Origin of the sequence: Acidovorax sp. BLS4 (assembly GCF_032929295.1) — a bacterium.
Lineage (GTDB): Bacteria > Pseudomonadota > Gammaproteobacteria > Burkholderiales > Burkholderiaceae_C > Paracidovorax.
In genome coordinates this window covers 2,030,184-2,042,647 of the sequence record NZ_CP136797.1, presented here as the reverse complement: position 1 = coordinate 2,042,647, position 12,464 = coordinate 2,030,184, and the positions used below count along the sequence as shown (strand labels likewise).

Sequence of the window (12,464 nt, the reverse complement as noted above, 5' to 3'; positions counted from 1 at the left end):
GCATGGCCATCATCCCCGCCACCGCACGGTTTTTTCGCAGGCCCCATGGCGCGCCCGCGCGGCTGCGCCACACTCCGCCGATCGACACCACCGGCCGGCTACCACGGCCTGCTTCGCTGCCATGGATTCCCTGACCCAGATCGCCCTTGGTTCCGCCGTTTCGCTCGCCGTGATGGGCCGGCGCACCGCCCCCTGGAAAGCCGCGCTGTGGGGTGCGGTGGCGGGCACGCTGCCCGACCTGGACGCCTTCATCGACCACGGCAATGCCATTGCCAACATGGTCGAGCACCGGGCGGAAAGCCATGCCCTGCTGTACCTCAGCCTGTTTTCGCTGCCCCTGGGCGCGCTGGTGGCGCGCCTGCATGGCGAGCAGGCCGGCTGGCGAAGGTGGTGGCTGGCGATGTGGCTCGCGCTCGTCACCCACCCGCTGCTGGATGGCATGACGGTGTACGGCACCCAGCTTTGGAAGCCGTTCACCAGCCACCCGTACGGGGTGGGCAGCATCTTCATCATCGACCCGCTGTACACCGTGCCGCTGATCGTCGGCGTGGTCGCCGCGCTGGCGAGCGGCCCGCCGGTCGGGGCCCGCTGGAACCGCTGGGGCCTGGCGCTCAGCACGCTCTACCTGGCGTGGAGCGTGGGCGTGCAGCAGCACGTCACCGGCGTGGCGATCGCCTCGCTGCGCACGCAGGGCCTGCCGGTGCAGACGGTGCTGGTGACACCCACCCCGTTCAACACCCTGCTGTGGCGCGTGGTGGCGGTCACGCCCACCCAATATGCCGAAGGCTTCTATGCCCTGGCCGACGGCAACAGGCCCATGCAATGGACGGTGCACGAGCGCGGGGCCCCGCTGATCCAGCGCTACGGGACCGTGCCGGACGTGCAGCGGGTGGCGCGCTTCAGCCACGGCTTTTATCGCATGCGTTCGCGGGACGGCCGCGTCTTCGTGACCGATCTGCGCATGGGGCAGGAGCCTGACTACAGCTTCCAGTTCGATCTCGGCACGCCCGCGCAGCTGGATGCCGGCCAGCCCGAGGTGGCGCTGCGCGGACAGCGCCCGGACATCGGCACGGCCCTCGCCGCGCTGTGGCGGCGCATGTGGGGGCATGCGGGCGGCTCGGGGCCGTTCGGTGCCGGCACGGCCCCATGAAAAAAGCCGGCGCCACGCGCCGGCTTTCCCCACCAGTCTGTCAGTGGCCGCACCCGCGGCCCGCGGTCAGAACCGCCAGCCCAGGCCCACGCCGGCCAGCACGGGATCGATCTTGAAGGTGCCCAGCTTGGCACCGGCTGCGAACACGTCGGTCTGGATGTAGACCTTCTTCACGTCGAAGTTCAGCACCAGGTTCTTGGTGAGGGGAATGTCCACACCGACCTGCAGGGCGCCGCCCCAGCTGCTCTTGTCGATGCTCACGCCGGCGGGCAGGCGCACGCTGGAAAACCGCGTGTAGTTCACGCCCGCGCCCACGTAGGGACGAAAGCCCGCGGTGTCGAAGTGGTACTGCAGCATCAGCGAAGGCGGCAGGTGCTTGAGCGTGCCGATCTGCGCGTTCAGGGCGCTGGAGGACAGCCGCTGCTTCTGGGGCACGGTCAGCACCAGCTCGGCGGCGATGTTGCGGTTGAAGAAATAGGAGATGTCGACTTCAGGCAGCGTCTTGTCGTTGATCGACAGGCCCAGGCCGGTGCTGTCCTTGTTGGAGGAATCCAGGTTCACGGCACGCGCACGAACGAGCCAGGGGCCTTCCGCCGTTTGCGCGAAGGCGGCGCCGGAGGTCAATGCGCACAGCACGGCCAGGGCCAGCAGGTTTTTTTTCATACGGAAACTCGATGCGTTGAACGGGGACGACCCCCGTGCATGCATTGGGCCGGCAAACGGCCCGGGCGGCCTTGCCATGGATCAAACCGCCGGCAGGTTGTGCCGCAGCGCCACGAGGGCCGCAAAGCGCCCTCCTCCCCGCTCTCAGTGCGCGCCCTTGCCCCGCATGCGCTGCACCAGCGTGACCACGGCCAGCACGGCGGCACCGGCCACGATGCCCACCACCGCATTGAGCAGGTTGGGCACCAGCACGCGCCACAGGCCGCCCGCCGGCCACTGGGCCGCCGATGCGGCCAGGCCCTCGACCGCGTGGTGGACGACGGGCACGCCATGCACCAGAATGCCGCCGCCCACGAGGAACATGGCAGCCGTGCCGGCGACCGAGAGCACCTTCATGAGCCAGGGCGCGGCGGCCACGATGCCGCGGCCCAGCGCCTGCGCGGCGCGACCCGTCTTGCGGGTGAGCCACAGGCCCAGGTCGTCCAGCTTGACGATGCCGGCCACCAGGCCGTACACGCCCACCGTCATGATGAGCGCGATGCCGGCCAGCACGGCCACCTGCTGCCCGAACGGGGCGCTGGCGACCGTGCCCAGCGTGATGGCGATGATCTCGGCGGACAGGATGAAGTCGGTGCGCACCGCGCCCTTGACCTTGTCCTTCTCGAAGGCGGCGATGTCCACCGCCGGGTTGGCGTTGGCCAGGGCATGCGCCTCGCGGCCCGCCTCTTCCTTGGGGGCATCGCCGTGGGGCAGGAACCGGTGCGCCAGCTTCTCCGCACCCTCGAAGCACAGGAACGCGCCGCCCACCATGAGCAGCGGCGTCACAGCCCAGGGAATGAAGGCGCTGATCAGCAGCGCGGCCGGCACCAGGATGGCCTTGTTGACGAGCGAGCCCTTGGCCACCGCCCAGACCACGGGAATCTCGCGATCGGCGCGCACGCCCGTGACCTGCTGGGCATTGAGCGCCAGATCGTCGCCCAGCACGCCGGCGGTTTTCTGCGCCGCCACCTTGGTCATGACGGACACGTCATCGGCCATGGCGGCACTCTTCTTGGCAGCGACCTTGGTCATCAGGGCCACGTCGTCCAGAACGGTGGCGATATCGTCGAGCAGCGTCAAAAGGCTGGCACCGGCCATGGGAATCCTTAAAAAAACGAGGGAGGGAGCGGGTCCACGGGCACGGCGGCGAAAGGCTGCAAGGCCACGGGAACGCCGCGCGGGCCGGGCATGCCGGCCGAAAAGCCTGGCGCCCGTCGCCCAGGCGGCGCCCACTATAGCAACGCCCTGCGATGGGTCCGTGTCGGTGCAAGGCGCATACTGGCGGCCTTCCCACCGATATCGGGGTCCTGCACGCGGGCTCTCGCTCCCGCCGCATGCCAGGCTACCTGACCAAGCAAGAAAACATCGCCATCGCCGGCGTCGACGACCTCGTCATCCGCTCCCTGCTGGACCGCCAGCAGTTCTCCGACCCCCTCGGCGACGCCGAAACCCTGGGCATCTCCTCCGCCGCCTGGCCCCTCTTCGGCCTGCTGTGGCCCTCGGGCGCGCAACTGGCCGCACGCATGGCGGCGCGGCCCGTGCAGGCGGGCGAGCGCATCCTGGAGCTGGGCTGCGGCCTGGCGCTGGCCAGCCTGGTGTGCCACCGGCAAGGCGCCGACGTGACCGCGAGTGACTGCCACCCACTGGCCGGCACGTTCCTGCGCGAGAACCTGCGCCTGAACGGCATGGGCACCATGAAGTACCGACAGGGCCAATGGGGCAGCGGCGAAGCGCTGGGCCCGCCGCAGCAGGACGAGAGCCCGCTCGCGCAGGCGCACGGCGGCCCGGTGCACGGGCTGTTCGACCTCATCATGGGCAGCGACCTGCTGTACGAACGCGATGCCCGCGCCAGCCTCGCGCATTTCATCGGCCTGCACGCGGGCCCCGCGGCCCAGGTCTGGATCGTGGACCCGGACCGGGGCAACCGCGCCGCATTCAGCAAGCAGATGGCCGCGCAGGGCTTCGGCCTGCGCGAAGAACGGCTGGACCGTGCCGCGCTGGACGATGCGCCCGCCTACAAAGGCCGGCTGCTGGTGTACCGCCGCACCTGAACGCCGAAGACGGCACGAGCACACGGGCCGCCGGAGCGCGCCGGGCGCGCTTCCGGCTTTTCGGCCTTCCTCAGCCCACCCAGCGGCGCGCGTTGCGCCAGATGCGCATCCACGGGCTCAGCGCGCTGCGGTCGCCGCTGGTCCAGCTCATCTGCACGTTGCGGAACACGCGTTCGGCGTGCGGCATCATGGCCGTGAAGCGCCCATCGGCCGTGGTCACCGCCGTGAGGCCGCCCGCGCTGCCGTTGGGGTTGAACGGGTACTGCTCGGTGGCCGCGCCGTGGTGGTCCACATACCGCATGGCGGCGATGGCCTGGGCCGGGTCGCCGCGGTACTTGAAGTTGGCGTAGCCCTCGCCGTGCGCCACGGCGATCGGCAGGCGGCTGCCCGCCATGCCGGCGAAGAACAGGCTTGGAGACTCCAGCACCTCCACCAGCGACAGCCGCGCCTCGAAGCGCTCGCTCTGGTTGGTGGTGAAGCGGGGCCAGGCCTCGGCGCCGGGAATGATGTCGGCCAGCTCGGCGAACATCTGGCAGCCGTTGCACACACCCAGGCCGAAAGTGTCCTTGCGGCCGAAGAAGCCCTGGAATTGCTCCGACAGCACCGGGTTGAACGTGATCGAACGCGCCCAGCCGATGCCCGCGCCCAGCGTGTCGCCGTAGCTGAAGCCGCCGCAGGCGACCACGCCGGCAAAGTCCGACAGCTGCGCGCGGCCGGTCTGCAGATCGGTCATGTGCACGTCGTAGGCCTCGAAGCCCGCCTCGGTGAAGGCATAGGCCATCTCGATGTGCGAGTTGACCCCCTGCTCGCGCAGGATGGCGACCTTCGGCCGCGCGAGGTTCAGGAACGGCGCGGCCACGTCCTCGGCCGGATCGAACGTGAGCGCCACGTGCAGGCCCGGATCATTGGGCACGCCTGCGGCGGCATGCTCGGCATCGGCCGTGGCCGGGTTGTCGCGCTGCTGCGTGATCTTCCAGCTCACCGCGTCCCACACCTGGTTCAGGTCGGACAGGCTGGCGCTGAACACGTTCTTGGCATCGCGCCACACCTGCAGCTCGCCCTTGCCGGCGTCCATGGTGGACGAGGCAGGCCGCGTCTTGCCGATGAAGTGGCTGGACCGGGACAGGCCGTGCTCGCGCAGGGTCTGCATGACCTCGTTGCGCTCGGCGGTGCGCACCTGCAGCACCACGCCCAGTTCTTCGTTGAACAGCGCCTTGAGCGTCAGCTCCTCGCGGCGCGCGCTCACCTGCGAGGCCCAGTTCTTGGCGTCGCCCGTCTCCATGCGGCTGTCGCTGATGCCGTCGCCCTCGGTCACGAGCAGATCGACGTTCAGCGCCACGCCCACATGGCCGGCGAAGGCCATCTCGGCCACCGCGGCCAGCAGGCCGCCGTCGCTGCGGTCGTGGTAAGCCAGGATCTGGCCCTTGGCGCGCAGCGCGTTCACGGCATCGACCAGGCGCACCAGGTCCTGCGCATCGTCCAGGTCGGGGGCCACGTCGCCGCTCTGGCCCAGCACCTGGCCCAGGATGCTGCCGCCCATGCGGGCCTTGCCATGGCCCAGGTCGATCAGCACCAGCGTGGTGTCGTCCTGCGCCGCGTCCAGCTGCGGCGTGAGCGTGCCGCGCACGTCGGCCAGCGTGGCGAAGGCGCTGACGATCAGGCTCACGGGGGAGGTGACCTTCTTCGCACCGCTGTCATCCTTCCACTGGGTGCGCATGGACAGCGAATCCTTGCCCACCGGGATCGAAATGCCCAGCGCCGGGCACAGCTCCATGCCCACGGCCTTCACGGTCGCGTACAGCGCTGCATCCTCGCCGGGCTCGCCGCAGGCGGCCATCCAGTTGGCCGAGAGCTTCACGCGCGGCAGCTCGATGGGCGCGGCCAGCAGATTGGTGATGGCCTCGGCCACGGCCATGCGGCCCGAGGCGGGCGCGTCGATGGCGGCCAGCGGCGTGCGCTCGCCCATGCTCATGGCCTCGCCGGCAAAGCCCTGGAAGTCGGCCAGCGTGACGGCGCAGTCGGCCACCGGCACCTGCCAGGGGCCCACCATCTGGTCGCGGTGCGACAAGCCGCCCACCGTGCGGTCGCCGATGGTGATGAGAAAGCGCTTGCTCGCCACCGTGGGGTGCGCCAGCACGTCGATCACCGCCTTTTGCAGCGCCACGCCCGTGAGATCGATGGGCGCGAATTCGCGCTGCACGGTCTTCACGTCGCGGTGCATCTTGGGCGGCTTGCCCAGCAGCACCTCCATGGGCATGTCCACCGGCAGCTTCTGATCGCCGGTGGCGGCCGTGTCCTCCAGCACCAGCTGGCGGTGCTCGGTGGCCGTGCCGATCACGGCGAACGGGCAGCGCTCACGCTCGCAGAAGGCGCGGAACTGCTCCAGCGATTGCGGCGCGATCGCCAGCACGTAGCGCTCCTGGCTTTCGTTGGACCAGATCTCTTTCGGGGCCAGGCCCGACTCCTCGAGCTGCACCGCGCGCAGGTCGAAGTGCGCACCCCGGCCGGCGTCGTTGGTCAGCTCGGGGAAAGCATTGGACAGCCCGCCCGCGCCCACGTCGTGGATCGCCAGGATGGGGTTGGCCGCACCCTGCGCCCAGCAGTGGTTGATGACCTCCTGCGCGCGGCGCTCGATCTCGGGGTTGCCGCGCTGCACGGAGTCGAAATCGAGCTCCGCCGCGTTCGCGCCCGTGGCCATGGAACTGGCCGCGCTGCCGCCCATGCCGATGCGCATGCCCGGGCCGCCCAGCTGGATCAGGAGCGAGCCGGCCGGGAATTCGATCTTCTGCGTGAGGCCCGCATCGATGGTGCCCAGGCCGCCGGCGATCATGATGGGCTTGTGGTAGCCCCGGTCCACGCCGCCCACCGACTGCTCGTACTCGCGGAAATAGCCCAGCAGGTTGGGCCGGCCGAACTCGTTGTTGAACGCCGCGCCGCCCAGGGGGCCTTCCACCATGATCTGCAACGGGCTGGCGATGTGCTCGGGCTTGCCGAACTCGCCGCCCCAGAGCTTGGACACCGTGAAGCCAGTCATGCCCGCCTTGGGCTTGGAGCCGCGGCCCGTGGCGCCCTCGTCGCGGATCTCACCGCCCGCGCCGGTGGAAGCGCCGGGGAACGGCGAGATGGCCGTGGGGTGGTTGTGCGTTTCCACCTTCATCAGGATGTGGTTCGTAACGCTACTCTTTTCATAGCACACTGCCCTAGTGGAATTTGCACTGGCGGGCATTTTGGCCAAAAACCGCTCGACACGCGTGCCCTCCATGACCGAGGCATTGTCCGAATACGCCACCACCGTGTGCTGGGGCGCCAGCTGGTGGGTGTTGCGGATCATGGCGAACAGGCTCTTGTCCTGCTTCTCGCCGTCGATGGTGAACTGTGCGTTGAAGATCTTGTGGCGGCAGTGCTCGCTGTTGGCCTGCGCGAACATCATCAGTTCCACGTCGGTGGGGTTGCGCGCCAGGCCCTGGAAGGCATTGACCAGGTAGTCGATCTCGTCGTCGGCCAGCGCCAGGCCCCACTGGGCGTTGGCCGCCTCGACCGCCGCGCGCCCGCCGCCCAGCACATCGACGAACTCCATCGGCGCGGCCGGCAACTCGGTGAACAGGGCCTCGGCGCCCGAGCGGTCCCACACCACCGATTCGGTCATGCGGTCGTGCAGCAGCGCGGCGATCTGCCCGCGCTGCGCGTCGGTCAGCGTGGGCGTGCCGCCCAGCAGGCCGGATTTGAGCGAGAGGCGGTATTCGGTGATGCGCTCCACGCGGCGCAGCGCCAGGCCGCAGTTGTGCGCGATATCGGTCGCCTTCGACGCCCAGGGCGAGACCGTGCCCAGGCGCGGCGTGACGACGATGGCCGGGCCATCGGCCGGGCCGCCGTAGGGGTCCCCATAGGTCAGCAGCGCGGCGAAGCGATCGGTTTCGGCCGGGGTGGGCACCGCGTCGGTGGCCACCAGGTGCACGAAGCGGGCGGCGATGCCCGTGATGCGGTCGTGGATGGCCTGCAGCGCGGGCAGCAGCTGGCGCATGCGGAAGGCGCTGAGGGCGTTGCCGCCTTCGAACGTGCTGAGGTGCAAGGAGGGCTTCGTGGACGATGTCGGCGAGATCACTTCGGCGGCCTGTTGGGTGATGGAAAAGGTGCGGCCCCACCCTGGACCGCCGGCCGCTGACTGGGGCCGGCTGGGCAGGGTGCGGAGAATGCTGAGCCCGGCATTTTACCGGGGGCGGATCGCATCGCCGACGAGGCCTTCGCCCGCGTGGCCCGCATCGGCCAAGCGCCGATGGGATAATTGGCCCCATGAGCATCACCATCAAAGACGCCGAAGGCATCGCCGGCATGCGAGAGGCATGCCGACTGGCTTCGGAAGTGCTGGACTACATCGCGCCCCACATCCAGCCTGGCATCACCACGAACGAAATCGACCGCCTCGCGGCCGAATGCATGGCGCAGCAGGGCACCATCTCCGCCACCATCGGCTACCAGCCGCCGGGCTATCCGCCCTACCCCAAGTCGCTGTGCACGTCGATCAACAACGTGGTCTGCCACGGCATCCCGAACGACAAGCCCCTGAAGAAGGGCGACATCATGAACGTGGACGTCACCGTCATCACCAAGGACGGCTGGTACGGCGACAACAGCCGCATGTACCTGATCGGCGACGTCTCCATCGCCGCCAAGCGCCTGTGCAGCCTCACCTTCGACGCCATGTGGATCGGCATCCAGCGCGTCAAGCCCGGCGCCCGCCTGGGGGACATTGGCCACGCCATCCAGAAGTACGCCGAGGGCCACGGCCTGTCGGTGGTGCGCGAGTTCTGCGGCCACGGCATCGGCCAGAAATTCCACGAAGAGCCCCAGGTGCTGCACTACGGCTACCCCGGCACGCTGGATGAGCTGCTGCCCGGCATGACCTTCACCATCGAGCCCATGCTGAACGCCGGCCGCCGCGAGGTGAAGGAGTTCGGCAACGACGGCTGGACCATCGTGACCAAGGACCGCAGCCTGTCGGCACAGTGGGAGCACACCGTGCTGGTGACCGAGACCGGCTACGAAGTCCTCACCCTGTCGGCCGGATCGCCGCCGCTGCCAGCATTCGTGACCGCCACGAAGACCTGACCGGAACACGGCGCGCGGGCCGGCCGCGCGGCGGCCGGGCGCACGGTTCTTGCTTTGCCTGGTGCTAACCTGCCAACCCAGTCGCCCCATCCGCACCCGCCACCCCGCCGCCGTCCATGACCGACCTGCAAACCCTGCGCGACGCCTACCGCCAAGACAAGGCCACCCTGCTCGCGTCGCTGCAATCCACGGGCGCCTCCACACGCGGCGTTCGCACCCTGCTGCATAAGCTCTCCACCCTGGCGGACCGCCTGCTGCGCCAGCTGTGGCAGCGCGCCGGCATGCCGGACGACCTGGCGCTGGTGGCCGTGGGTGGCTACGGCCGGGCGCAGCTCTTTCCCCATTCCGACGTGGACGTGCTCGTCCTGCTGCCGGACGGCGCCACGCCCGGGGCCGGCTGCGCCTTGTCCACGTGCATCGAATCGTTCATCGGCAGCTGCTGGGACGCGGGCCTGGAGATCGGCTCCAGCGTGCGCACGGTGGCCGAGTGCCTGACCGAATCCGCGGCCGACGTGACCGTGCAGACCTCGCTGCTCGAAGCCCGCCGCGTCTGCGGCAGCTCGCCGCTGTTCGCCGCGTTCCAGCAGCGCTACGACGCGCAGATGGACGCGCAGGACTTCCTCATCGCCAAGACGCTGGAGATGCGCCAGCGCCACACCAAGTACGAGAACACGCCCTACTCGCTGGAGCCCAACTGCAAGGAGTCGCCCGGCGGCCTGCGCGACCTGCAGACGGTGCTGTGGGTCGCCCGCGCGGCCGGCCTGGGACGCGACTGGCGCGAACTGGCCGCCAACGGCATGGCCACGCCATTCGAGGTGGCCCAGATCGAGCGCAACGAGGCCGTGCTGTTCCTCATCCGGGCACGGCTGCACGCCGTGGCCGGCCGCCACGAGGACCGGCTGGTGTTCGACCTGCAGACCGCCGTGGCCGAATCGTTCGGCTACCGCTCCCACTCGCCCGACGGCAAGCGCCTGGCCATGCGCGCGAGCGAAACCCTCATGCGCCGCTATTACTGGGCGGCCAAGGCCGTGTCGCAGCTCAGCCAGATCCTGCTGCTGAACATCGAGGAGCGGCTCAGCCCCTCCACGCACGAACTGCACCGCATCAACGACCGCTTCTTCGAGAAGGCCGGCCTCGTCGAGGTGGCCAGCGACGACCTGTACGAGAAGCACCCCCACGCCATCCTGGAAACCTTCCTGCTCTACGAAACCACGCTGGGGCTGAAGGACCTGTCGGTGCGCACGCTGCGCGCGCTCTACAACGCCCGCGGGGCGATGGACAGCGCCTTCCGCCGCGACCCGGTCAACCGCGCGACCTTCATGAAGATCCTGCGGCAGCCCTCGGGCATCACGCATGCGATGCGGCTCATGAACCAGACCTCCGTGCTGGGCCGCTACCTCTGGCCGTTTCGCCGCATCGTGGGCCAGATGCAGCACGACCTGTTCCACGTCTACACCGTGGACCAGCACATCCTGATGGTGCTGCGCAACGTGCGCCGCTTCTTCATGGCCGAGCATGCGCACGAATACCCGTTCTGCTCGCAACTGGCCGGCGGCTGGGACAAGCCGTGGCTGCTGTACCTGGCGGCGCTGTTCCACGACATCGGCAAGGGCCGCGGCGGCGACCACTCCAAGATCGGCGCAGAGGAAGTGCGCCACTTCTGCCGCCAGCACGGCGTGGACGAGGAAGACGCGGCGCTGGTCGAGTTCCTGGTGCGCGAGCACCTGGCCATGAGCCAGGTCGCGCAAAAGCAGGACCTGTCCGATCCCGACGTGATCGGCGCTTTCGCCCAGCGCGTGGGCAGCGAGCGCCGCCTCACCGCGCTGTACCTGCTCACCGTCGCGGACATCCGCGGCACCAGCCCCAAGGTCTGGAACGCGTGGAAGGGCAAGCTGCTGGAAGACCTGTACCGCGCCACGCTGCGCGCCCTGGGCGGCCACGCCCCCAATGCCGCCGCCGAAATCGAGGCCCGCAAGCGCGAAGCCATGGTCATGCTGGCGCTGCAGGCCCAGCCGTTCGAGGCGCACAAGAAGCTGTGGGACACGCTGGACGTGGGCTATTTCATGCGGCACGAAGCCGCCGACATCGCCTGGCACACGCGCCACCTCTCGCGCTATGTGGGCACCGGCCGCACCGTGGTCCGTGCGCGGCAGTCGCTGGCGGGCGAAGGTCTGCAGGTGGCGGTTTATGCGCCCGACCAGCCCGACCTCTTCGCCCGCATCTGCGGCTATTTCGACCGGGCGGGCTTCAGCATCCTCGATGCGCGGGTGCACACCGCCCACGATGGCTGCGCGCTCGACACGTTCCAGGTCGTGGCCTCGGAGCAGGCCGGGCATTACCGCGAACTCACGCACATGGTGGAGAGCGATCTCGCCCGCGCGATCGAGGACGAAACCGCGGGCCTGCCCGAGCCGGCACGCAAGCGCGTCTCCCGCCGCGTGAAGAGCTTTCCCGTGGCCCCGCGCGTCACGCTGCGCCCCGACGAGAAAGCCCAGCGCTGGCTCATCAACATCTCCGCCAGCGACCGGGCGGGCCTGCTCTACCTGGTGGCGCGCATCCTTTCGCGCCACCACTTGAGCGTGCAGCTGGCCAAAGTCAGCACCCTGGGCGAGCGGGTGGAAGACACCTTCCTCGTGCACGGCCCGGAACTGCAGAGCAACGCGCGGCAGATCCAGATCGAGACCGAACTGCTGAACGCGTTGTCCGAGTGACGGGCCGCTGAGGCCCGATGCATTCGATGCTATTTATTTGATAGCACAACGCCCTAGCATTGTTTGCGCTGGAGGCCAATTTCATTCATATTTTCCGAGGCAACGCTTGCCTGGTCCGTCAGTCGTCTTCCGCGTCGGCGAGCTCGGGAAACAGCACCTCGGTGTAGCCGAACTGGGTGAAGTCGCGCACCCGCATCGGGTAGAGCTTGCCGATCAGGTGGTCGCATTCGTGCTGCACCACGCGCGCATGGAACCCCTCCGCCGTGCGATCGATCGGGTCGCCATACGGGTCCAGGCCCTGGTAGCGGATGCGGGACCAGCGCGGCACCTTGCCGCGCAGGCCGGGAACGGACAGGCACCCTTCCCAGTCCTCTTCCTCCTCGTCGCCCAGCGGGGTGATCTGTGGGTTAAGCAACACGGTGCGCGGCACCAGGGGCCGGTCGGGGTAGCGGGGGTTCTTGCGGTCCGAGCCGAAGATCACCAATTGCAGATCCACGCCGATCTGCGGCGCGGCCAGGCCGGCGCCATGGACGGCCTCCATGGTGTCCAGCATGTCGCGCACCAGCAGGTGCAGCGCGTCGGTGTCGAACTCGGTCACGGGCTGGGCCACGCGCAGCAGGCGCGGATCGCCCATCTTGAGAATGTGTTGAACGGTCATGGGAATGAAAAGAAGTGCCGACGGTCAGCGTCGAAGTGCCCGCAGCATAGCGCGCCGACCAACCCCATGCCGCAGGCACAATCCAG

The 12,464-nt window shown here is 69.0% G+C and carries 8 protein-coding genes; 4 read left to right on the top strand and 4 right to left on the bottom strand.

Annotated elements, in window-relative coordinates:
• Positions 1 to 121 precede the first annotated feature (121 nt).
• Positions 122 to 1,150 carry a metal-dependent hydrolase gene (locus R1Z03_RS09500; protein ID WP_317359011.1) on the top strand — a complete coding sequence of 343 codons (1,029 nt, stop codon included), beginning with the start codon at positions 122 to 124 and terminating at the stop codon, positions 1,148 to 1,150.
• Positions 1,151 to 1,216: 66 nt separating this feature from the next.
• Here R1Z03_RS09500 and R1Z03_RS09495 read toward each other — a convergent pair whose 3' ends face one another.
• Both R1Z03_RS09495 and R1Z03_RS09490 read right to left on the bottom strand, forming a co-directional pair.
• Entirely contained in the window at positions 1,217 to 1,813 is a 597-nt protein-coding gene (locus tag R1Z03_RS09495; protein WP_284412446.1) for an OmpW family protein, read from the bottom strand.
• A gap of 144 nt (positions 1,814 to 1,957) precedes the next feature.
• Entirely contained in the window at positions 1,958 to 2,950 is a 993-nt protein-coding gene (locus tag R1Z03_RS09490) for a DUF808 domain-containing protein (RefSeq protein ID WP_284430933.1), read from the bottom strand.
• A 236-nt stretch (positions 2,951 to 3,186) separates the two neighbouring features.
• On the opposite strand from R1Z03_RS09490, the gene R1Z03_RS09485 reads away from it, so the two are divergent.
• Positions 3,187 to 3,903 (top strand): methyltransferase, encoded by a 717-nt coding sequence (locus R1Z03_RS09485; RefSeq protein ID WP_284430932.1) that lies wholly within the window; start codon positions 3,187 to 3,189, stop codon positions 3,901 to 3,903.
• Positions 3,904 to 3,973: 70 nt separating this feature from the next.
• On the opposite strand, the gene purL is transcribed toward R1Z03_RS09485, so the two are convergent.
• Positions 3,974 to 7,972, bottom strand: a complete 3,999-nt coding sequence (gene purL, locus R1Z03_RS09480; RefSeq protein WP_317359007.1) for a phosphoribosylformylglycinamidine synthase — start codon at positions 7,970 to 7,972, stop codon at positions 3,974 to 3,976.
• 221 nt (positions 7,973 to 8,193) lie between these two features.
• On the opposite strand from purL, the gene map reads away from it, so the two are divergent.
• Positions 8,194 to 9,009 (top strand): type I methionyl aminopeptidase, encoded by an 816-nt coding sequence (map, locus tag R1Z03_RS09475; protein ID WP_272569475.1) that lies wholly within the window; start codon positions 8,194 to 8,196, stop codon positions 9,007 to 9,009.
• Between the two features lie 116 nt (positions 9,010 to 9,125).
• The gene (locus R1Z03_RS09470) at positions 9,126 to 11,720 is read left to right on the top strand and encodes a [protein-PII] uridylyltransferase (RefSeq protein ID WP_284412444.1); all 2,595 of its coding nucleotides are present in this window, start codon (positions 9,126 to 9,128) and stop codon (positions 11,718 to 11,720) included.
• A 118-nt stretch (positions 11,721 to 11,838) separates the two neighbouring features.
• Here the strand turns inward: R1Z03_RS09470 and def are convergent, their stop codons facing one another.
• On the bottom strand, positions 11,839 to 12,378 hold the full coding sequence (gene def, locus R1Z03_RS09465; protein WP_317359002.1) for a peptide deformylase: 540 nt from the start codon (positions 12,376 to 12,378) through the stop codon (positions 11,839 to 11,841).
• Between the last annotated feature and the right edge of the window lie 86 nt (positions 12,379 to 12,464).

Excerpts from the sequence above, each read along its gene's own strand:
- R1Z03_RS09500 (WP_317359011.1), top strand. The coding sequence starts at position 122 with ATGGATTCCCTGACCCAGATCGCCCTTGGTTCCGCCGTTTCGCTCGCC.
- R1Z03_RS09495 (WP_284412446.1), bottom strand. The coding sequence starts at position 1,813 with ATGAAAAAAAACCTGCTGGCCCTGGCCGTGCTGTGCGCATTGACCTCC.
- R1Z03_RS09490 (WP_284430933.1), bottom strand. The coding sequence starts at position 2,950 with ATGGCCGGTGCCAGCCTTTTGACGCTGCTCGACGATATCGCCACCGTT.
- R1Z03_RS09485 (WP_284430932.1), top strand. The coding sequence starts at position 3,187 with ATGCCAGGCTACCTGACCAAGCAAGAAAACATCGCCATCGCCGGCGTC.
- map (WP_272569475.1), top strand. The coding sequence starts at position 8,194 with ATGAGCATCACCATCAAAGACGCCGAAGGCATCGCCGGCATGCGAGAG.
- R1Z03_RS09470 (WP_284412444.1), top strand. The coding sequence starts at position 9,126 with ATGACCGACCTGCAAACCCTGCGCGACGCCTACCGCCAAGACAAGGCC.
- def (WP_317359002.1), bottom strand. The coding sequence starts at position 12,378 with ATGACCGTTCAACACATTCTCAAGATGGGCGATCCGCGCCTGCTGCGC.